Source organism: Coleofasciculus chthonoplastes PCC 7420 (assembly GCF_000155555.1).
Lineage (GTDB): Bacteria > Cyanobacteriota > Cyanobacteriia > Cyanobacteriales > Coleofasciculaceae > Coleofasciculus > Coleofasciculus chthonoplastes_A.
The window spans coordinates 261,149-282,994 of sequence record NZ_DS989841.1 but is presented as its reverse complement, the minus strand read 5'-3'; the positions used below and the strand labels follow the sequence as shown (position 1 = coordinate 282,994).

The 21,846-nt window shown below is 46.2% G+C and carries 21 protein-coding genes; 10 read left to right on the top strand and 11 right to left on the bottom strand.

Annotated features, from left to right (window positions below; all coding sequences use genetic code 11):
• Positions 1–43 precede the first annotated feature (43 nt).
• Entirely contained in the window at positions 44–2,290 is a 2,247-nt protein-coding gene (locus MC7420_RS01200; RefSeq protein ID WP_006097948.1) for a beta-propeller domain-containing protein, read from the top strand.
• On the opposite strand, the gene MC7420_RS38895 is transcribed toward MC7420_RS01200, so the two are convergent.
• From MC7420_RS38895 to MC7420_RS34740, 6 genes are all read right to left on the bottom strand, one after another.
• Positions 2,264–2,458: a hypothetical protein gene (locus MC7420_RS38895; protein WP_157452974.1), complete on the bottom strand. Its 195-nt coding sequence runs from the start codon at positions 2,456–2,458 to the stop codon at positions 2,264–2,266. The genes MC7420_RS01200 and MC7420_RS38895 overlap by 27 nt on opposite strands.
• On the bottom strand, positions 2,451–3,038 hold the full coding sequence (locus MC7420_RS01195) for a Uma2 family endonuclease (RefSeq protein ID WP_044204220.1): 588 nt from the start codon (positions 3,036–3,038) through the stop codon (positions 2,451–2,453). The genes MC7420_RS38895 and MC7420_RS01195 overlap by 8 nt, the downstream gene beginning before the upstream one ends.
• A gap of 122 nt (positions 3,039–3,160) precedes the next feature.
• Complete coding sequence (locus MC7420_RS01190) at positions 3,161–4,753, bottom strand: vanadium-dependent haloperoxidase (protein ID WP_006098276.1); 1,593 nt, start codon at positions 4,751–4,753, stop codon at positions 3,161–3,163.
• Positions 4,754–4,944: 191 nt separating this feature from the next.
• Entirely contained in the window at positions 4,945–5,202 is a 258-nt protein-coding gene (locus tag MC7420_RS38890; protein ID WP_006098217.1) for a hypothetical protein, read from the bottom strand.
• 53 nt (positions 5,203–5,255) lie between these two features.
• A complete protein-coding gene (locus tag MC7420_RS01185) occupies positions 5,256–5,705 on the bottom strand; it encodes a ferritin-like domain-containing protein (RefSeq protein ID WP_006097829.1) in 450 nt (149 codons plus the stop codon).
• A 228-nt stretch (positions 5,706–5,933) separates the two neighbouring features.
• Positions 5,934–6,821, bottom strand: a complete 888-nt coding sequence (locus MC7420_RS34740) for a pentapeptide repeat-containing protein (RefSeq protein WP_006098160.1) — start codon at positions 6,819–6,821, stop codon at positions 5,934–5,936.
• 363 nt (positions 6,822–7,184) lie between these two features.
• On the opposite strand from MC7420_RS34740, the gene ispF reads away from it, so the two are divergent.
• The 4 genes from ispF to MC7420_RS38885 all read left to right on the top strand — a co-directional run bounded on the left by ispF (position 7,185) and on the right by MC7420_RS38885 (position 9,675).
• Complete coding sequence (gene ispF / locus MC7420_RS01175; protein WP_006098202.1) at positions 7,185–7,667, top strand: 2-C-methyl-D-erythritol 2,4-cyclodiphosphate synthase; 483 nt, start codon at positions 7,185–7,187, stop codon at positions 7,665–7,667.
• Between the two features lie 236 nt (positions 7,668–7,903).
• Entirely contained in the window at positions 7,904–8,884 is a 981-nt protein-coding gene (locus tag MC7420_RS01170) for a M23 family metallopeptidase (RefSeq protein ID WP_006098034.1), read from the top strand.
• 121 nt (positions 8,885–9,005) lie between these two features.
• On the top strand, positions 9,006–9,560 hold the full coding sequence (locus MC7420_RS01165) for a late competence development ComFB family protein (protein ID WP_044204216.1): 555 nt from the start codon (positions 9,006–9,008) through the stop codon (positions 9,558–9,560).
• The gene (locus tag MC7420_RS38885; protein WP_006098111.1) at positions 9,529–9,675 is read left to right on the top strand and encodes a hypothetical protein; all 147 of its coding nucleotides are present in this window, start codon (positions 9,529–9,531) and stop codon (positions 9,673–9,675) included. Before MC7420_RS01165 ends, MC7420_RS38885 begins: the two co-directional genes overlap by 32 nt.
• 29 nt (positions 9,676–9,704) lie before the next feature.
• On the opposite strand, the gene MC7420_RS36075 is transcribed toward MC7420_RS38885, so the two are convergent.
• Positions 9,705–10,451, bottom strand: a complete 747-nt coding sequence (locus tag MC7420_RS36075; protein WP_063711997.1) for a L,D-transpeptidase — start codon at positions 10,449–10,451, stop codon at positions 9,705–9,707.
• Positions 10,452–10,771: 320 nt separating this feature from the next.
• Here MC7420_RS36075 and MC7420_RS01155 point away from each other — a divergent pair, with 320 nt between their 5' ends.
• Both MC7420_RS01155 and MC7420_RS01150 read left to right on the top strand, forming a co-directional pair.
• A complete protein-coding gene (locus MC7420_RS01155; RefSeq protein ID WP_044204213.1) occupies positions 10,772–11,428 on the top strand; it encodes a sigma-70 family RNA polymerase sigma factor in 657 nt (218 codons plus the stop codon).
• Between the two features lie 406 nt (positions 11,429–11,834).
• A complete protein-coding gene (locus tag MC7420_RS01150; protein ID WP_006097786.1) occupies positions 11,835–12,356 on the top strand; it encodes an anti-sigma factor family protein in 522 nt (173 codons plus the stop codon).
• A 68-nt stretch (positions 12,357–12,424) separates the two neighbouring features.
• On the opposite strand, the gene MC7420_RS01145 is transcribed toward MC7420_RS01150, so the two are convergent.
• On the bottom strand, positions 12,425–12,835 hold the full coding sequence (locus tag MC7420_RS01145; RefSeq protein ID WP_006097932.1) for a gamma-glutamylcyclotransferase family protein: 411 nt from the start codon (positions 12,833–12,835) through the stop codon (positions 12,425–12,427).
• Positions 12,836–13,168: 333 nt separating this feature from the next.
• On the opposite strand from MC7420_RS01145, the gene MC7420_RS01140 reads away from it, so the two are divergent.
• Together MC7420_RS01140 and MC7420_RS01135 are read left to right on the top strand one after the other, a co-directional pair.
• Positions 13,169–13,963, top strand: a complete 795-nt coding sequence (locus tag MC7420_RS01140) for an LmeA family phospholipid-binding protein (protein ID WP_006097994.1) — start codon at positions 13,169–13,171, stop codon at positions 13,961–13,963.
• Between the two features lie 106 nt (positions 13,964–14,069).
• Positions 14,070–14,699 carry a MotA/TolQ/ExbB proton channel family protein gene (locus MC7420_RS01135; protein WP_044204210.1) on the top strand — a complete coding sequence of 210 codons (630 nt, stop codon included), beginning with the start codon at positions 14,070–14,072 and terminating at the stop codon, positions 14,697–14,699.
• A gap of 137 nt (positions 14,700–14,836) precedes the next feature.
• Here the strand turns inward: MC7420_RS01135 and MC7420_RS01130 are convergent, their stop codons facing one another.
• The 3 genes from MC7420_RS01130 to trpD all read right to left on the bottom strand — a co-directional run bounded on the left by MC7420_RS01130 (position 14,837) and on the right by trpD (position 19,501).
• On the bottom strand, positions 14,837–17,728 hold the full coding sequence (locus tag MC7420_RS01130) for a tetratricopeptide repeat protein (protein WP_006097921.1): 2,892 nt from the start codon (positions 17,726–17,728) through the stop codon (positions 14,837–14,839).
• A 76-nt stretch (positions 17,729–17,804) separates the two neighbouring features.
• Entirely contained in the window at positions 17,805–18,245 is a 441-nt protein-coding gene (locus tag MC7420_RS01125) for a GNAT family N-acetyltransferase (RefSeq protein WP_006098192.1), read from the bottom strand.
• A gap of 212 nt (positions 18,246–18,457) precedes the next feature.
• Complete coding sequence (trpD, locus tag MC7420_RS01120) at positions 18,458–19,501, bottom strand: anthranilate phosphoribosyltransferase (protein WP_006098256.1); 1,044 nt, start codon at positions 19,499–19,501, stop codon at positions 18,458–18,460.
• Between the two features lie 233 nt (positions 19,502–19,734).
• On the opposite strand from trpD, the gene MC7420_RS01115 reads away from it, so the two are divergent.
• The gene (locus MC7420_RS01115) at positions 19,735–21,813 is read left to right on the top strand and encodes a GAF domain-containing sensor histidine kinase (RefSeq protein ID WP_006098072.1); all 2,079 of its coding nucleotides are present in this window, start codon (positions 19,735–19,737) and stop codon (positions 21,811–21,813) included.
• Positions 21,814–21,846 lie beyond the last annotated feature (33 nt).

The window sequence follows — 21,846 nt, the reverse complement described above, 5'->3', positions numbered from 1 at the left end:
AAATTTGGATGCATTAGTAAATAGATAAATTCATGAGGGATTCATGGGTGAATTAAAACAAAAACTCGCAACAATGTCACCAGAAAAGCGACTCTATACCTTAGAAACCCTACCGACTCATTTTGGCGAAGCCGGACAGTTTCAGCGATTATATCGTTTGCTAACTGATTTTGATTTTATCGAGGCTAAATTAGATGCATTGGATGTGCAGGCGCTGATTCAGGATTATGAATTCGTCGGCAATTTTACTCCCTCTCCTTTCTCGGAAAAGCCAGGAGACGAACTCCCCACCCCAGCCAAAACCCTTACCTTAATTGAGGAAACAATTCGGTTATCAGCGCATATCTTAGCCGCCGACAAAAACCAACTAGCCGCACAATTGTGGGGGCGGTTAATGGCGTTTGAATTGCCAGAGATTCAGGCACTATTGGCACAAGCTAAACCACAGAACCAGCCCTGGTTACGTCCTTTAACCTCTAGCTTAATGCCGCCAGGTACACCATTACGGCGTACTCTCACTGGTCATAGCGGAGTGGTAAATGCTGTGGCAGTGACACCAGATAGCAAGTGGGTAATTTCTGGTGCTGAGGATTACACTCTCAAAGTATGGGAGCTAGAAACGGGAAGGGAGCTTTTCAGTCTCAATGGTCATACAGGGATAGTCAAATCTGTGACAATAACACCGGATGGCAAGTGGGTAATTTCTGGTTCAGTGGATAAAACTCTCAAGATATGGGATTTGGAAACTAAAAAGGAACTTTTTACCCTAAAAGGTCATACTATGTCGGTAGACACTGTAACGGTGACACCAGATGGCAAGTGCGTTATTTCTGGCTCAAATGATAAGACTCTTAAAGTCTGGAATCTGGAAACTGAAGAGGAAGCTTTCACCCTAATAGGTCATACAGACAGGGTAGCAGCTTTAGCCGTGACACCAGATAGTAAGCGGGTGATTTCTGCATCAGGTGACAACACGCTAAAAATATGGAATCTGGCAACGGGCAAAGAATTATTAACACTCAATGGTCATACAAAATGGGTTGAATCTGTAGCCGTGACACCAGATGGGAAGCGGATAATTTCTGGTTCGCATGACGAAACTATCAAAATTTGGGATCTAGAAACAGCAAGAGAAGTCCTTACTATCAGAGGTCATAACGATTCAGTAGAATCCGTGGCAGTGACTCCTGATGGTAAGCGATTGATTGCTAGTTCACGTATCATTATCAAAGTCTGGGATTTAGAGACAGGAAAAGAGCTTTTACCGCTCATCGGTCATAGCGACTGGGTAGGAACTGTAGCAGTAACACCCGATGGTAAGCAGGTGATTTCTGGTTCATATGACGAAACTATTAAAATTTGGAGTCTTGAATCAGGACGAGAATTTTTTCCTTTAAAAGGTCATACTGATTCGATAAATGATTTGGCAGTGACACCAGACAGTAAACACGCGATTTCGGCTTCAGAAGACAACACTCTCAAGGTCTGGAATTTAGAAACATCAGAATCGATTTTCACCCTAAAAGGTCATACTGATCCGGTAAAGGCTTTGGCAGTAACACCAGACGGTAAACAAGTGATCTCTGGTTCATGGGACAAAACAATTCGAGTGTGGAATCTAAAAAGGGGAAAGGAAGTGTTCTGTCTAAAAGGATCTAATCGTTCAGTAGAATCTTTAGTGGTGACTCCGAATAGTAAAAATATAATTTCTGCTTCCTATGATGGAGTTATTCGCGTCTGGAGTCTGAAAGCTAGAAAACAAATATTTATCCTGAAAAGTCAAACAAGATTAATATATCCTGTAGCAGTGACACCAGACGGCAAAGGGTTAATTACTGGGTTAGTTGCCAATAACATTAAAACTTGGACTATTAAAAAAGTCGGAAATTTCAAAACAGCAAAGGAGCTTTTCACCCTAGAAGGACATACTGGTTCAGTAGAATATTTGGTAGTAACACCAGACAGCAAACAACTGATTTCCGCTTCCTGGGATAACAGTATCAAAATCTGGAATTTGGAAAGTGGAGAAGAACTTTTCACTCTAGAAGGTCATACCGAATTTGTAAATGCTGTGGCAGTCACACCGGATGGCAAACAGATAATTTCTGTTTCAAATGATAAAACGCTCAAAGTCTGGGATTTGGAGACTAGGAAGATTGTTGCCAGTTTTAAGGGAGATGGTGAGTTACTTGCTTGTGCTGTTGCACCTGATGGAGTAACGATTGTTGCAGGTGAGGCATCAGGACGGGTGCATTTTCTGCGGTTAGAAAATAGCAGCGGATTTGGTTAGCAGCGGATTTGGTAGCGGATGTAACGGATAAGTCAATTTTGAGCGATCGCCTTTTGAGAGCCAGAAAACACCAACCGTCTCTTTACCTGCCGATCGCGGTATAATATGTTCAAACTCAACAGTCGTGGCAGTAATGTTACAAAGAAACGACCAGGCTGAATTAAACATTACCACCTAATAGTTGTTCAGCCGTAAGTTCGAGGTGAGGAAATATCCCCGATTGAATCAAATCGCTGCCCACAAACTCCACCGCGTCATACCAACCTTCGACTAACGTGAGAACCGTGACTTTAGCATTTAGAGGATCAACAATCCAATATTCAGGAATATCCAAAACGCTATATTCGGCTCGTTTGGCACGATAGTCGGTGCTTTTCGTCGATTCGCTGACGACTTCAACAACGAGTAGAGGTGGGGGTTCATTTAATTCAATAACGGCTTCACGATTTTGCAGGTTACGCCACTGTTCTAGAGGAATCACAACGACATCGGGAATACGAACGGTATCCCATCGACCGGCGCGGGGAGAACGCACACCGACAACTCCAGCCAAGGCTGTCCATTCTTGTCCTATTTGAGCGCATTGGTTATCAAAGGTGCGTTCCAAGAATTTTAAAATGGCTCCATGTTTTCCAGTACCCAAGCTCATCGGGACTAGCTCTCCATTAACCAGTTCATAGCAAGTGTCTGTCCCGTCGTCATACTTCAAGTATTCTTCAAGAGTCAGGCGGTTGGTGGTTGTCAGCATGGCAGGTTGGGGAAGAGTATACCAAGTGGCGGTCAACTATAACAGCTAGAGCCGTGGGCAAATAACTGGGGACAAGAGACGTTGCAGGCAACGTCTCTACTAGATTCTGATGCTATTCAAATTTAGATGGTGATTGCTGTACCATCAAACTTAGTCAGCGAGAAACAGCTATCTTCGTTATAGGTCAGCTTTTGCTCCTGCAAAATCCCGATCGCGATCGCTTCCCCTAATTTTACCGATTCGGTGTAGTCTGTCCGCCAGTGTACACCTGCCATGTTGCGACCAATGGAAATATTTGCCGCTAGCTTATTCAATTCTCCGCCTACGGTGAGAACCTCTGTACCGGGTCCACTATAGGGAATGTAAGACACCAACTGCGTCCCATCTTCATTCGGCACCATTGGCTTGGGTATCTGATAAGACTCATCAAACCACGCCTTTAACATCGTCACACAAGCCCCCGCCACTGTTGCATGTCCCGCACCGTAAGCCGGATGAGTCGGTGATCCTTCGGGAAACACTTGCGGTAGCAGATAATTACCATTCTTATCAAACATCGCTTTAAGTGCTTGAGAATTGAGAATCTCTGGATGAATTGGATACTCCGCCCGTCCCGTCATAAGATTGTGAATCAATCCACCAAAGGCTTCAGGGCGCAGCCGCCGATGCACAAACCATTTTTGATACCAAACTGCTTTTAAGGCTCGCGTCGCCACTTCTGTGACTAAACTGAGGATATGAGGTCCACCAAACGTACCAAACCCATTCTGATTCTCTGACGTGAGATAGAAATTTCCCCGATCAAACGGTGCGCCCATATCCAATAAAATCAAACAAGCATTCAAATAAGCTTGATAGAGGGCATCAAAATGCACATAATTGCCTAAATCCCGCATATTCCGAATATAGCGCGGCACTTTGTCAAATTTATCCTGACCACTGAAATCAAAACCATTTTGCACCGCCAACCACATTTTGTAATCGGTCATAAAGTCGCTATTGGGAACAACCGTTCGTTGGCGTTGGTTAATTGTCAGCGTGCCATATTGGATATCTTTGAGCAGAAATTGCGAGATAAAAGGACCAACCACATCTCCCGGCGTAGATCCTCGGAAAATCACATCCGGTGTCACCTTACCATCTTCTTTCGGTCCCCGGAAATCCGAACAGTTTGAAAGTTCTTCGGCGGCTTTTTCAATATCGCAGTTATCGCGAAAGTCAGTAAAATTAACTTCCCGCAATAGCGCCATCCAGTAAAGTTCGATGGCTTCACAAGCATTTTCTGCCCCATCGATACGGGGAGCAGGGCGAATCGTTACTGACTGAGCATCGGGTCCTTCTAAGTCAAAGGCTAACGCGGCTTGCGGATTGATTAATCGACGACAACCTAGGCGTTTCTTTTCCTCGGAACTGGATTCGGATAACTCTGGTTTGCCGTGAGTACAGCCCCGTAGTATTGCCTCAAAATCGCCAGGATTGCCACTACACAAGGCTTTGAGTAAAAGGCGATAAGCTTTTTGGTCTACTTCACCCAACTTGTTATGGGGTAAACCTTTAGAATAGTTGGCAATGTAACTGAGTTCGTTCTCAGCGTTCCGATACGCCGACTCCTCACCATTATTTAAATGCTCAGGATGGGGGCGCAAAAAGGCAATTTCAGCCGCTTCTTCACGAACTTGGCGAGATAAGCTGCGACGGGAAAAGATTTTTTTCATATTAATCTATCCTTGGAACAAGAAGCTTTATTCTTCAACAGCAATAGCAACCCATCCGGATAACTTCTAGGTTGGGTTACCCCTAAAATTTTCCAGCTTAACTTTGTCTACCGTTGACCCACGGCAGACAAGGATACAGTTGCTCAGGTTAGACGATTAGACCAATGGTAGAGGCTTCAATGATTCGCTGTCTATATCCCACATTTTTCTTTACGAAAACGGGATGCCACCTGATGCGATCGCTCACAAAAATATGTATAAGGATAAAGTATTAACTGTTTTAATGCCGTAATAGGGACGCACCTACGTAGTCGGACTGGCGGTAAACTGCTAAATCCAGGTGAACTCCCCCAGTTTTGGTAGAGATCTCCTGTTTCTAACCCGGTCAGTTCATGGGCAGCAATACCCGGTGCAGCTGAGGAAGAATTCAGGAATCCGAGAAATGCCACAGCCCCCATTCCTCCTATTTCCCGTTCCCTGTTTCCTCCCCTCATCACAATACTTATTCAGTAACCCCTAAGCTAAAATCACGCATCATCTTCTTAATCTCTATGTTGTGCATTTCCTCCTGACCAATTTGACCCCGGGCAAATTCTTCGAGATAGATGGAAGCATCTTCCACGACATCCAGAAGGTCTTTATAGAGATCTAAGGCTTTTTTCTCATGATTAAGGCTTTCCTGTAAAACATCCTGCACAGAATGTTGGTAAGTTTCCTCGATGGGCGCAATCTTTTGGCTGGGATGACCTTCTAAGCCTGTGATAATTTCTCCCACCTGTTGAGCGTGGAGTAGAGACTCACTAGCCTGTGCCTTAAAAAAGTTGACAATGGGAATTCGGTTGGGACCAATGATCATCAAGGAGTAATGAGTGTAACGCACGACGCCAGCCAACTCAAACTCCATAATGGTGTTGAGCAGGGCAATGGTCTTTTTCAGGTCAAGTTCTTTCATCATGTTGAGGTTACAGTATGTAGATTCACTGAGATCTGTTTTAGTTTATCTTTAAAGGACTCTAACAAATCAGCCAATCTACAACAGTTGCTAGAGAACATTTCGCAACCTCAGTCAGGGGAGATGGGGGAGATGGGGAAGCTGGGGTGATGGGGGGAGCGATGTAGAGACGTGCCATGGCGCGTCTGGAAGCTGGGGGAGCAAGATGCTCCCATTACGGCGAACCGCTTATTTTTGGGCATTATTCAAGTTCGCCCCGTCTAAGTTAGCTCCCGCCATATCTGTTCCTGCGATAGTGGCGTTGTTGAGATTGGCATTGTTTAAATCAGTATTGCTCAGGTTCGCGCCTTCCAGGTTGGCACTGTCTAAGTTGGCTCCTGCCAAATTCGCTCCCGCTAAATCTGCCCCGTTGAGATTAACGCCATTTAGATTAGCACCTTCTAAGTTAGAATGACTTAGATTTGCGCCTTCGAGATTGGCTCCTGCCAAATTCGCATTGGCTAAATCGGCATTGGTACAATCGGCACCTTTGAGATTTTTGCCACTCAAATCAGCGCCGTTGAGGGTCAAGCCTGCACATTTGAAGTTACTGGGTGCGACATTGGCATCACTAGCTGTAGTGGGCGGGGATATCGCCTCTTCTGTCTGGGTGGGCTGACTGACGGCGGCATTGGTTACACTATTTCTCTGTAACAACCATCCAGCTACACCAAGGGCGATAAGCACCGGAAGTGCGATCGCGACCCCCATAACTAAAGGTTTACCACGTTTAGCTTTTCGGAGTTGAGCTTCAGCTTGGATGTTTTCTAGCTCAATCTGATGAATCGCCTCTTCCATAAACTCTGATGGAATTTGGGCTTCGGTTCCAGCATCGATTAGCTCTTGTACCGAATAGCTTTGGTTGTGCTGGGCATAGAGTTGAGCAGCTCGCGTCAAAACGTCTTCGGCTTGCTCTTCTGGAATTCGATGGTTTTGCAGTTTCATAGGAGAGTTAGCGTGAGTACAATGAGCAATTTCCAGATAAGGTGGCTGGTTCCGAGAAACGGAGAATAAATCGTCGTTAACGGTTTCAGCGTCTGGCGCAATTGAACGGCGATAAAATTTATAAGCAGACAACCTGAAGCTAGGTTGAATGCTTATTTAAATTTAGGCGGGAGTGGTTACTCTTACTATTGAGAATAGCTTACTCTTAAGAAAATTGAAGTGATTGAGGCGTATTTTTGAGGAAAAATGGTAAAATTTTACTGTTCCCTTAAAAAGGAATCGGTTAGTTAAAGCGTTGATAAAGAAAACAGTGACTAGAGATTAGTCAAATTTAGCGGTTGGGATTAGGGCGGGTTTTGTTGCTTTTTAATCCCTCAACCCGCCTCTTTGTCGTCTTTGGCATGCGATCGCGTATCGGTTACACAGCTGCATCATTAATCGACTTAACCAGGTGATGATTTGTAAATTAGTTAGATTAACCTTGGGGAAAAAGCCATGAATATCCGTATTGGGAACGGTTACGATATCCATAAACTGGGAAACGGACGCCCTTTGATTCTGGGGGGTGTAAACATTCCCCACGAATTGGGATTGCTAGGACATAGTGATGCAGATGTCCTCACCCATGCGATTATGGATGCCATGCTAGGCGCATTGAGTCTCGGCGATATAGGTCATTATTTTCCCCCCACCGACCCAAAATGGGCAGGAGCGGATAGTATAGAGTTATTGAGTCAGGTGAATCAGTTAGTGCGATCGCAGGGTTGGCAGATCAGCAATATTGATTCCGTCATCGTCGCCGAACGCCCCAAGCTCAAGCCTCACATCAAAACCATGCGCGATCGTATCAGCACAACTCTAGCATTACAACCCGATCAAATTGGGATTAAAGCCACCACGAATGAAAAATTAGGACCCGTGGGACGAGAAGAAGGTATAGCGGCTTATGCTGTAGCGTTATTAGTTAAAGAGCATTAGTTCTTGGTTGGAACTTAATAAACTCAATGTACCTCACCAACATGGAAAACGCTGTATAAAGCCAGTTTGGGCTTTATTTGGTGTTGATTTTTGTTTAAGTCCCGGAGGGATACTGAAATGATCTTGGGCATTCAATGATCGGCTTGGAACCTTCTGCCTTGTCTTAAAGGCTCAATTTCCAGGGAAAGTGTTAGTCTATCCTCTAGGACTATCAAGTTGATTGTTTACCAATTCTGATGAGCGCCCTTTTACCATACTCTGAAGACATTAAAAAAGCCAGACTCAACACCCAGAGTTTAGGATTCCCCAGTCAAACCCTTTCGGTCACTCCGCGACGTTTCCCTGCCAAACCATTGGGGATCAAAGGACGGTTGACCACAGCGCTAACTGTAGGTATAGCAACGGTTGTGGCGTTCACGAGTCAAGCCGCGATCGCGCTACAAGTGCAGGTGACTCCAGAAAGCCCTCAGTTAGGGGATACACTGTCGGTGATGATTGACACAGAAACCACAACTCAACCGCCAAGCGTGTCCATCGGGCAAAAAATCTATCCCGCCTTTCCTGTCACCGCCAATCGTTATCGCGCCTTACTCCCAACCACTCCTCTGGATAAATCCGGACGTTTAGAATTTCAAGTCATTGGGGATGGTGAGGTAAGAAACCTGGCTGTATTCCTGAAAAATCGATCATTTCCCACCCAGCGTATCCGACTATCGGGTAGTGCCAACCGATCCGCCACAGAACTGGAACTCAATCGGGTGGCTGAGTTTAAAACATTGGTGACGCCGCAAAAGTTCTGGAATGGACCCTTAGTCAAACCTAATGCAGGTCGAGTGTCTACAGTGTTTGGTGTGCGTCGTTATTATAACGGAGTATTCGCCGAGGATTATTATCATCGAGGCGTTGATTACGCGGCTGGAACAGGTTCACCTGTCTTAGCACCCGCCGCCGGACGAGTGGCGTTAGTGGGACGAGAATCACAGGGGTTTAATGTACATGGTAATACCGTCGGAATTGACCATGGTCAAGGGGTGTTGAGTATTATGCTGCACCTCAATCAAATCGACGTTCAAGAAGGAGATTTTGTCCAAGCCGGTCAAAGAATTGGTACAGTGGGTTCAACGGGGGCTTCTACGGGACCGCATTTGCACTGGGGACTGTATGTTCATGGCATTGCTGTAGATCCAGTACCCTGGAGATTTGACGGTATTGAATAATACAGGGTTTAAGTTTTTTTGAAGTTTTTTCCCATCTTATACACTTATGGGTTTTGTTTGAGGTAAACTCTGGTAAGTCTCCCCTAATCCGAGTGACTAATGGGCAATCCAATCCAACACCATGAGTATTGAAAAAATCGTAGAACAAGCTCTGCAAGATGGTTACTTAACCCCAGTCATGGAAACTGAGGTTGGGCGTATTTGTGATACAGCCTCAGAGCTTTCGATCGAAGAATATATGGCGTTGGATCGCCTGATGGGAGCGCTGTTGACGGGTGAAGTCGTCGCCGTTCCGCGCAAGCAGTTTATTAACGTGATGGAGGAGTTGGTACTCACCGAAGCGATCGCGCAAGTGGCGGAAATTGAAGCAACTAGCGATCAGGTGCTGGATGTGGGCGATATCGCCGCCTATGCTCTGAATCGACTGCCTCCTCTATATGCTACGACAGAAGAAGGGGCAAAATACCAACGTCAACGAGCCAAAGAAGAACTGCAAGACTTGATCACTCAGCAAGTTGATACGGCAATCATGCAAAATCAGCATCGACCCGATTTTGGCTCTGAACGCCAAGCGATTCGTCGAGGTAGCGGTAAAGATCTGTTCCAGCAGGTAAGTTCCTTACTCCAAGATTATGCCCCCAACTTTGAACCCAAATCTGATCTCAAAAATCCTTAGAGGCGCAGGGGAAGCAGGGGAAGCAGGGGAAGCAGGGGAAGCAGGGGGAGCAGGGGGAGCAGGGGGAGCAGGGGGAGATGAGAGAGATGGGGGAGATGGGGGAGCAATTTCCTAATCAACAAAGGACGAATGACAAATGACGAATCACTTCCGCACCAAGATAGGCGTTCCGACTTGAATTTGTTCATACAACGCCTGAATATCAGCATTTCGCATTCGTAAGCAGCCGTGAGAAACTGGCTGACCCACTAGATCTTCATCATTAGTACCATGAAAGCCGATCTGATGGTATTCGTCAGACCAAAATCCGATCCAGCGATCGCCTAAGGGGTTATCGGGTCCAGTCGGGATTAAGTCACCCGTAATCGGTTGTCGCCAGATGGGGTTCCGCTGTTTACGGAGAACCTTAAAGTTACCTGTTGGCGTTTCCCAACCCGGTTGACCCACAGCAACCGGATAGCTCGCGATCTCTTGCTCCCCCCAGTAACTGTACACCTTAGCATCACTCAAATCCACGACTAGCCGCACATCCAAAGCCACGATCGCCTGATTGAGATGGGGAGTTAGTAATGATACTTGGGCGATCGCGTTTACATCAGAAGCACCTGGATGGGGTAAAATTAATCCGGCTAAAGGAACAGGTGTATCTAAACCCCATCGCAAATCCAGGGTCATTCGCTCTCTTATCCATTCACCATACTTGCCTAATAGTGGAGGTGAATCTAACTCGCTCTCATCCTCCAATCCAGGAAATACCCTCTGAACCGATTGGGCAATTTCAGAGGAGAGCTGTATCGACTGACGTTGTTGCCACGCCACTGACAATAGTAATCCTGCTGCTCCAAAGCAAAGCAGCATCAAGCTAGTTTTTAGTGAGAAGGTTCCACCCATAATAACTGAGGAGGCTATCACAACCGAGGCAACTCTAACTTATCAAAACCACTTTATATTTGACATTGGCAGCCGTCTTACCCTTTTTTCCGGATAGGATGTCTTTCCTCTAGAAGAATGATGATAGGCTTTTCCAGATGCCATATTGAAACTTGACGGGAAACATTACCCGTTTGGAGGATGTACTTGGTAAGTTTGAATAGAGATAATTAAAATTTAGTTTATTCACCCCAACCAAGCCTTTGCTAATCTAAGCGGGAACTCTACGTGAAGTCAGGCGTCTGTGAAAAGTAAGGATGTTCTAGCACCCATTACCATCCATGAGCCAATCGATTTCTCTATCCTGGTCCCCGGTTGAGGTCACACCAAATAATGTGACGGTGCAACCTGAAAAACTCTCGAACTACGATTTAATTTTGCGCTGTCAGGACGGTATTACTCCTGACCGGGCTGCTTTTGCTGAACTGCTACGCCGATATCAGTCCCATGTGGAGAAGGTTTTATACCATTTGGCTCCAGATTGGCAGGACAGACCCGACTTGGCGCAAGAAGTTTGGATTAGAGTTTACCGGAATATTAAGCGCCTCAAGGAACCCGTCAAATTTAAGGGTTGGTTGAGTCGTATCACGACCAATCTTTTCTATGACGAGCTACGCAAGCGCAAGCGGGTAGCTCCGCCATTGTCCCTGGATGCACCGCGTCGGATGGATGATGGTGAGATGGATTGGGAAATTGCTGCTGATGGTCCAAGTCCGGAAGACAATATGGCAACGCGGGAATTTTACGCCCAGCTACGAGAAGCCATTAAAGACTTGCCAGAAGCATTCCGCACGACTATTGTCTTGCGAGAAATTGAAGGGATGGCTTATGAAGAGATTGCCGAAATTACAGGGGTATCCCTGGGAACCGTCAAGTCGCGTATCGCTAGAGCCCGCTCAAGACTGCAATCTCAACTGCAACCCTATCTAGATGTTTAATTGTCTCCGGATTAGAATGGGGAAATTGTTCCCCTAAACCAAAGTTCATTCTATGATGGGATATATAACGTCTTGGGTGAAGTAATCCCAAACGCTTGAGGGCAATGGGATGAAGGGTGTAATAGTTCACCCAAGTCTTGCGTTACCCTGACTAAGGTCAACTTTCAACTATTATTTGCTAAGCTGCAAAAGCTGGCAGGTTAACGGTAAAAGTCAAACCTTATCAGCCAATACAGTTTAACAGTGGGGCTGGGCATCTCCTCACTATAAAACGCCAACAGCGTAATTGATCAGATTACGACCAAGGAAGCCCATACGCTCTCTCGAATAGAGTCAGTGTGGGATGATGTCACAAACGATAACGATCCATAATTGAGCGCTAGTGAAGACTCGGTGGTGATCTAAAATGAACTCTAATTTTGATGCTCATAACTGTTCCGGGCAAAAAGCTGCCAGAGACATGGATAGTCTACAGCGCGATCGCTTTGAACTCATCAGTGCCTACATCGATGGTGAGGTGACAGCAGCCGAGCGCTATCAAGTGCAAGATTGGTTAGCCAATGATGCCAATAGCCAACGCTTGTATGCTCGACTGATGAAGCTACGCCAAGGGCTGCATCAGCTCCCCGTACCTGCCACTCAGGTAACCACTCAAGAGACGGCAAATCAGGTGTTTAGCCGCATTGATCGCCGCCGCATACGGAACACCATGGTTTGGGGGAGTGCCGCGATCGCCGCAATGTTTGTCAGTGCCTTTTCTGGGATACTCCCTGGTAGTCAGTTTATGCCACGGTTGGCTCAAACTCCTGTAACCGAAGAGGCGGCGGAACCTCTGATGATCGCCGTGAACCGTCCAGTTATCCAAATCCCCAAGGCTAAAAGTGCCTCGCCGGAAAATTTTATTGATTCTGCCATCTTCAATCCCTAACTATCCTGTCGCTGGCAAGAAAATAGAAAAATATCTCCACCTTATACCCCATTTCCTTGATGGGGTATTCATAATTCAGACTTCATCGGATTCCACCAACCCGAAGAAATGAGTGTACCCCCTAAACGCTGCACTCGCTCAGGTTGCATCAGGTAAATCCAAGCCTGTCCTAACGATTGGTTCGCCAGATCATAAATAGTCACTTGTTGCCGATAATATTCATTGTCCTCTGGGATTCGCTGCGGATTGTAGTCTTCTAGCTGATCCAAAACGGTTAAAAGGGTTGGTTCAGTAAACGTCAGTAAAAATCCTCGCACCGGACTATTTCCAGGAATCATCGCTGGATAGCCGATGGGCAAATTAAACAGTTGACCCAACGCGATCGCAGGTTGGGCGGCTATCACTTTTCCTTCACAGTAGCGTTGATAATTGACTTCCCCAGGTTTGAGAGTCCCGTAAACAAACACCTGGATGGACATATTCCCCTCCTAATCCTTTGACTGTCCTGGACTAAGCTTTGAAAATAATTGATCAGATTTCATGGTAGAGTTTAGGGGTTGAAGTTACGAAAATCCGTTCCCTGTGACACACCGAGCGAAGTCGAGGTGTTCCCTGTTCCCTTCTTTCACCTTTATCAAAACTAATCATTCACTTCAGAAATTCTATTCCCATAGCTAGATCCCAAGTCAACCCTAGGTCTATGCTAGTTACTAATTCAGGACATCCATCAATATCCCCATCGTGAGATTGCTGAAGGCTTCACATTTTGTTACAAATGTAAAGAGACAACTCGCGTGGATAACAGGACTACTATGCTCGGTGGCTTTGCCGGTTTAACCAACCCGTCTGGTACAGATTGGGGCGAACGGATGCTCAATACCGTCGCTAGCAATACGATTCGCCACCTCTTTACTCGCAGTGAGTCTGTCGAGGTTTCGGTGCGCTGCAATCCCTCCAGTAAACTGTTACAGGGTAGCATTGACAGCTTTAAGATGCAGGGGCGAGGCTTGGTGATCCGTAGACAGTTTCGGACTGAGGAGATGTCCTTTGAAACAGACGCTGTGTCCTTGGACTTCAGTTCTGTCCTCAAGGGTCAGATCCACCTGAAGCAACCTACCCAAGCGATCGCCCAAGTCGTGTTGACAGAACCCGATATCAACCAGTCGTTTAAAGCCGAACTGGTGCGAAAGCGTTTAGAAAATATTTCCATTCCCGAATTGGAGGATATCACTGGGGGTAAACCAATTTCCTTCACCGACGTGCAACTCAAGCTGCTTCCCAATAACCGGATTCAGCTTTTTGCCAAAGTTAACCTTCCCGATCAGGAGTTAGTCCCGATTAGCATGACCTCAACTTTAGCTGTAGAACGGCGGCGGCGGATTCTGTTCAAAGACTCTAAATTTGAACCGGATACTATTCCAGAGGAATTGCGAGGCAATTCTGAAGCCTTGACCGATGCCCTGGATAAGATTTTGAATAATATGGTGGATCTGGATCGCTTCAATCTTGATGGCGTTACGATGCGAATCAATCGCCTAGAAACCCAAGGACAACAGCTGATATTCAGTGGTTACGCCCAAATTGATCGTATTCCTAATACTCCGTAACCATTAAGGGGGTGTAGGGTGTAGGGTGTAGGGTGCGGAGCAGACAAGGCAACAAGGAAAAATTTGCCCTCTTTTCCTCTTCCCTCATCACGAATTGAGCAACTGCATGTCATTGAACGCCTTTTTTTCCTTGGGTGGGGTCGTTATGTTGCCCCTATTAGTGCTTTCTATCTTAGCGATCGCGCTAATTTTAGAACGGATCAATTTTTGGCGGCGAGTCACCCAGCGCCAGAACCGCCTGATGCGAGAGGTGCTGCACCTCTACCAACAAAATCCCCCAGAAGCCTTTCTCAAGCTAGAACAAAACAGTGATCTGCCGATCGCCCGAATTTTTCTAGCGGCGTTGGAACTCAAACGTCCCACTCCCGAACAATTTCGACTCGCCCTCGAAAGTGCGGTGCAAGCGGAATTACCGATTCTCAAGCGGTTCAACACAGCATTTGAGACCATCATTAGTGTCTCACCTCTACTGGGACTTTTAGGTACAATTTTAGGCTTAATTGACGCCTTTGCCGCCCTACGGATTGGGGATATTGGCGGTCAAACCACCGTGGGTGTAACAGGGGGTATCAGTGAAGCCTTAATTTCCACCGTCGCCGGGTTGAGTGTCGCGATCGCGACTCTAATATTTGCTAACACCTTTCGCGGATTGTATCGACGCCAACTCGCCCTGATTCAGGAGTATGGGGGAAAGCTGGAACTGATTTATCTCGGTTATTACGAGCGAATTAAATGAAATAGTTTTGAGTTTTGCTCCTTCACAACCTTCGAGAGAACCTGGTTTTGTGTAGGGGCGGGTTTAGGGAATATTGTGCCAGATTTTGATAATAACGTTTGTGCAAAACCCGCCCTTCCCCCGTGTTTCAGTCAGGACTAATTTCTCAATTTCTCAATAAAATACCAGGTTTTGACTAAATTTCCTTGCATCAGGGCAGCAACACCAGAAAGGGCTTGAACTTCTGGCAGATTGGGGTTGAGACTTAAAGCAGGTTTGAGCGCAGTTTGAGCATCTCTACCTCGCCATTCATATAAATAAACGAAGGCAAGATAAGCATGAGCATAAGGATTTTGGGGATCAAGCTGGACAACCCGTTTTAACGCTGCGATCGCACTGTGGGAATCTACCTGTAAAACTCTAGATAAAGCTAGTGCATACGCCAAATCTAACCGTTGCGGTTCCAACTTTAACCGATGAGTTAACGCCAAGTCTGCCTGCACGAGGTAATCCTGAATTGGGTCATACTGATTAATTCGACCCGTTTGTTCAAAGATAGCTTCCAGGGAATCAGAACCATTTGGTAAAGTCGCTGCTAATGTCCGAAATTGGGTAATTAGGTCTAATTCCGGTGCAGGTGTTGTAGACGCTTTTGGGTCAATTTTTATTTGAACGGCTGGTACTGATATCGGATAGGTTTCCCCCGTCTCTCGATTCAAATAGGTTGCTTTTAAGGTATACGTTCCTGCGGGGATATCTGCCGGAGGTAACATCGCCATCTGTTCAATAACCTGGTATTTGGGTGATGGATTGGTGATGGTTGATAGTTGACGGTTGTTTGTGGACTTTGGAAACAAGTTTCCCATGGCAATACCATGATCATGTAGCCATTGATATTGATATCCTGCTTCCAGCGAATGCCAGGTTAATAGCACAATTCCCGATTGTAACGGTTGCCAATCCCCTGTCCATTCATAGGTAACAGGTACAGGTAAACCAGGGGGGGCTGTCTCTGGGACAATCACCCGATTTAATTGAATTTTATTTAATCCTTCGACTACGCTTAAGGACAGGCTGTTGAATAAGGGCTTATTTTGTTGTTCATTCATTGGTGAAGAGGGCGGGTTTTGTTGTTTATTTATTGGTGGGTATCTGAAGTTAGTTCCTAAACCCGCCCCTACAATTGGGTCTAACTCTGTCCCGATAATTGACTGTTTTCTGTTAACTTTTTCTACCTGGAAAAATGGCTGATGTCGATGATAGAGCTTGAGCAGACTTCCATCAGGTAAATCCCAAGTTTTCTGGAGTTGGAACTCGCCCCCTTTTTCAACCTTCTCAACTATAGCCGCTTGCGCCTCAGGAACAGAACCTTGCTCCCCTGTTTTCGTCACAAACCAAGAGAGCGATCGCGCATCCTGTTCAACTTGCTTTTCTCGTACTCCCACCTGACGCCCATACACCTGAAAATCTCGCAACGCCCCATAATAATTTAAATTGTGCTGATTAATTTCAGGGGTTGATGGTAATACGCCTAACGTTGTCTGTAAATTCGGAGAAGTTTGGATAATTTCATCAATCACTTGATCCAGGGGAATAGGTTGTCCAAAATAAGGAAAATGTTGAACACGCGGCGCAAGAACTTTAGTTAAAAAACCACCGCCCAAAGGAAACAAATTCAGCACCATTAACACAGACGCAAACCCCACCGTACCCCAGCGAACAGACTTACCCCAACCCCCTTGCCATAGAACCAAACCCGATGCTAAAACTAACGAAAATACAGACAACAATGGCAAAATATACCGAGCATCCTTATTCACATTCAGAGAACATAGTAAATACCCCCCGACCAAAAACACAGCCAGCCAACCGCAAGAAAAATCCCACCGTAACGCACCCAACCCATATCCTTTCTGAAACCCTCTGCGCCCCTCTGCGTTAACCTCTGCGCCCCTCTGCGTTGAAAAAACATCCTCCCTTTCCCTACCCCAAACTCTCTCTTTTTTGCGCCAATAAAGAATCAAACCCACAATCGGCACAAGCAACAGAACCCACGACACCAAAAAAGGTAAAATCTTCCCATAATAAAGCCAAGCCTCCAAAGTGTTCAGCGCCGGATCACCCTCTGCGATCGCGGAATCTAACGTGGCTCGTTTCCCAGAGGTTAAAATGAGTAGCCAGTTGGTGCGATACCAGGGAGCAAATACCAACCCAGACACCAACAATCCCACGATTAATTGAACCAAGCGTCCCCAATATCGCCGTCGAATAGTCCCCACAATCACCCAGACAATCGGGATAAATAGAAAGAATAGCGCCGTTTGCTTAACCATGAGCGCTAATCCCAGGGATAAGCCAAAGATTATTGCCCAGAGTAGAGATTGAAGCGATCGGCTGCCGATCAATTTTGTAGGTTGGGTTGAGATACGAAACCCAACGCCATCGTTATTGTGAACATTATCATGTCCGCCTAAACAGTCATCATTTCCTTTTCCCTTGTCTCCATCAAATTTAACTGATGATATTAAACCTTGATTTCGCCAAACCGTGAGACAGAAGAAACTAAGTGTAACAACAGCCGTCAGGGGATAATCCAGCAGGAATTCTAAACGATAGCGATAGAGTCCCGGTAAAAGCACCGTTAATCCAGCCGCCCATAATCCAACCCGACGGTTGAAAAGTTGGACACCTAAACCATAAACTGAACCGATAAGAATAGCATGAAAGAGTAATAGAACCAGTGTGGCTTGATCCGTTCCCCGACCAAAAACATGTTGAATAATCGCCGTAGCGATATACGTAAACGGCGGTATCTTAGACGAAAGTTGCCAGAAATTCGTCCACCATTCCCCAGAGAACCACTCCGGATGCTGCAAGGCTTGCCAATAATTTAACGCACCCGTTAAATAATCCGCTTGATCCCAAGCCGGGACAGAATTGTCAAGCGCAAACCACAGGCGATCGCACAACGCGCTGGCTAGCCAAATTAGTCCGAGAATTCCCAGATATTTGCGGTTCCCCGTTTTCCACCACTGTAATCGGTTGTTCATGGTTGATTGTTTATTGTCTACTTTCGAGGATCACGTTTTTCCAATAAGTACCAGGACATAGTTTATGTACGCTGTACTAAGAAATGATTGATTTGATCATCTTCACATGAGAAATACCCGCTTCTTCAAATCTATCTCCCTCTGGTAGAAAGCCAAGTTTTAGATACAGCGATTTCACATAATATTGAGCATGAATAAGCACTGTATTGATTTGCTTTTTGGCAGCAATTTCTAGAGATTTTTCCATCAATAGCTTACCGATTCCTCGTCCTCGGAAATCAGATAAAACAGCGAGGCGTTCAATTTTAGCCGTTTGATGATCCAAATATCTCACCCTGACGGTTCCCACAGCCTGATTCTCGACATACGCCAGAATATGATCGGCGGTTTCATCTTTGCCATCCAAATCCAAACTTGGATCAACACCTTGTTCAATATGAAAAACCGAGCGTCTCACTCCTTGAATAGCGGCTGAATATTCTTTATAATTAACAATCTTGAACGTGATATGGCTCATCGCGATCGCTCCATCGTTCGTAGTCAGGGATGCAAGCCTATTCACGGTAACAATTTGAGTAAAGGGCGACCCGAACAAATTGAGTGGACACCATTGTTAATTAATGCAAGCGGGTCGCCCCTACAGGAGAATAACCGCACCAGCAAATAGCTTGATCAACTGTGCAATTTACCCATTATGGCAAGGGCAAGGAAATGCGTTAACCACTTACCCTAATTCTGCAAGAACTGTATCAGTTGTTCCAATTTCGACCAAGCCGCCCCACTTTTGAGAATATCCTTTGCCTGTTCAATCCCAGCTTGGTGATCCTCTAACGCCACTACCCCAGCCACTTGCAAGGCTAAGGAGGTATTTAACGCCACCACATCCTGCTGGGCAGCGGTTCCTTTCCCCTGTAAAACATTCGTTAAAATGTCCACATTGTCCGCCACATCGCCGCCACGCAACGCCCCTGTTGGTGCTGACGTTAAGCCCAACTGTTGCGGATTCAGCGTAGACAGTCGCACCCCACCATCGGATAAAAGTGCCAAGTCGGTTTCGTCAGCCAATCCCGCTTCATCTAGGTTTTCTCGTCCATGTAGGACAATTCCCTGATGAATTCCCATTTGTTTTAACGCATGGGCAACTGTTGACACCACGTTAGCGTCAAATACGCCAATCACTTGACCTGTGGGGCGCAATGGATTGACTAGCGGTCCTAACAGATTAAATACTGTCCGCACCTTCAAAGTTTGTCGCAATGGGGCTACCGCTTTCATGGCGGGATGCCATCCCCGGGCAAAGAGAAACGTCACGCCCACCTCGTCCAATGCGGACTGGACTTTTTCTGGTGGGGCAGATAAATTGACGCCCAACGCCTCCAAAACATCGGCTGAACCCACTTTCGAGGAGGCTGAACGATTCCCATGTTTGGCAACCCGTACACCCGTCGCCGCCGCGACAAAAGCTACCGCCGTCGATATATTAAAGGTGGATGCACCATCGCCGCCTGTGCCACAGGTATCAATAACTGGTGTTTTATGGTCAATGGCGTCCTGCTGTAAGGATTGCTCCTGCAAGACTTGAGCCATTCCTGCCAATTCCGATGGAGAGACGCCTTTTGCCTGAATCGCAGCCAGAATCGCCCCCGATAACACTGGCGGAATGTCCTCGTTGAGCCATCCCTGCATCAGTTGTGCGGCTTGGTCACGGGATAATGATTGTCCGTCGAGAATCTGTTGCAGCAGGTTAGACCAGTTGATAGGAGTTTGGATCATGGGTTGATGTTTATCTGGAAAAATAGGAGCTTGGTGAATGGCGACTATGAAAAAGTGTAATATCGTACCGGATATTATGGAGGGCGATTACTGGACTAAATAATCTAAACAAATACAAAGAAAGTTTTATTAGAGTACAAGCGTTAACATCCTCTCCCCTGCCCCTCTGCTCGCCTGCTTCCCTGCACCTGTACAGGGTCAATCGAAAACGTTTCCATCTCCTGAATGTTATCATGGGCATTCAAAAACCTGACGGCACCTTAACTGAGTTTAGCGTTAACTCAAAACCCTTGTTTCATTCCAATCCCACCCGACCCAATCCAGCTAGAACCTCTGTTGTGGACACTCCATCCAAACCTGTTGAGGCACAGCTAAATGAACGTGAAGACCGCTTCCGCGCTAGCTTTGAGCAAGCGACAGTTGGCATCAAACACGTATCGACGGATGGCAAAGTCATCCAGGTCAACCCTAAATTTTGTCAAATCGTTGGTTATACCCGTGAACAAGTTCTCACCCGCACCTGGCAAGACCTAACCCACCCTGATGACTGGGCAAGCGATCGCGCGATAATGGAGTTACTCTTAGCGGGGACTCTCGACTGTCACTGCCAACAAAAACGATACCGACACCAAGATGGCAGCATTGTCTGGGTGCAAATTACCCTATCCTTAGTGCGAACGCCTCAAGGAGATCCGAAATACTTTTTGCTCGTCGTTCAAGATATGAGCGCTCGTCAAACGGCTGAATTGGCGTTGCGGCCAGAAGAACCCTGGCGCGAAAAATCTCGCCGCGAAGCCTTGCTCAATCGCCTCTCGACGCAAATCCGCAATAGTTTAGACATAGATACGATTCTGGAAACAACGGTACTGGAAATCCGCCAGCTATTGCGAATCGATCGCTGTCAGTTTATCCGATATCATACTGAGCAAACGCCAGCTTATTGGAAAGTTGTCACAGAAGATCGAGAGTCTCAGCTTCCCGATTTGACAGATTGCTATTGGGCGGATACCAATACCGTTCTCACGCAGCAGATATTACATCTGGACATTGTGCGGATTGATACCGTTGAAACGGTGAGCGATCCATTATTGCAGGAATTTATGCGATCGCTCGACTATCAGTCTCTCTTGCTTATCCCCCTAGAAACCCCGTCCGGAATCACCGGGATTATCAGTTGCAGCCACACTCAGCAGACTCGCCCTTGGACAGATAGCGAAGTTGAACTCCTGCAAGCGGTGATTAGTCAACTGCTCATGGCGCTCCAACAGGCTGAACTTTACGCCGCTAGCTGTCGAGCCACAGAACACGCCCGCAAACAAGCCGCCCAATTATCAAAAACACTCCACGACTTGCAGCGCACCCAATCCCAGTTGATCCAAAGCGAAAAAATGTCCAGTTTGGGTCAGCTTGTGGCAGGTATTGCTCACGAAATCAATAATCCTGTCAATTTTATTTATGGCAATCTCATTTATGCCCAAGAATATTACCAAGACCTCATAGCGCTGGTGCAACTTTACCGCACCGCTTATCCTAATCCTCCAGCCGTTATTAAAGAGCGGATAGATAGCATCGATTTGGACTTTATTTTAACCGACTTTGCCAAACTTCAATATTCGATGAAAGTTGGCGCTGAACGGATTCGAGAAATTGTGCAATCGTTGCGGACATTTTCTCGTTTAGATGAGTCAGGGCGCAAGACAATAGACATTCATTCGGGTATTGAAAGTGCTTTGATGATTTTGCAATATCGACTCAAGGAGAAACCCGGAGCAGCAGGAATCTGTGTGATTAAAGAGTATGAAAAATTACCCCCAGTCGATTGTTGGCCCGGACAGTTAAATCAAGTTTTCATGAATATTTTGACGAATGCGATTGACGCGATCGAGGACAAGGAAAATTGCGATTCGTCTCAAACGGAGGCGGACTTTTCAAAGGATACTGTCTTATTTTCACCAACGATTACGATTCGTACAGGTCTTAGTCAAACGGACTCCGCACACCCCTCAATAACGGATGGTTTAACCGAGGAACACTCCAGGGGAGAAATGGATAATTCTGAACCGGACAATCCTTATATTTGTATCCGCATTGCAGATAATGGAATCGGGATGAGTCCACAGACCAAAAAACGGCTATTTGACCCCTTTTTTACTACAAAACCTGTAGGCTTAGGGACGGGGTTAGGGTTGGCGGTTAGTTACCAAATTGTTGTTGAAAAACATGGCGGTAAGCTGTGGTGTAATTCAACCCCTGAACAAGGGGCTGAGTTTGTGGTTGAGATTCCTATACGACAACCGCCGCATAAGCGCTGATGGGGGAAAATTGCTCCGGTTCCCCCCTTCTGA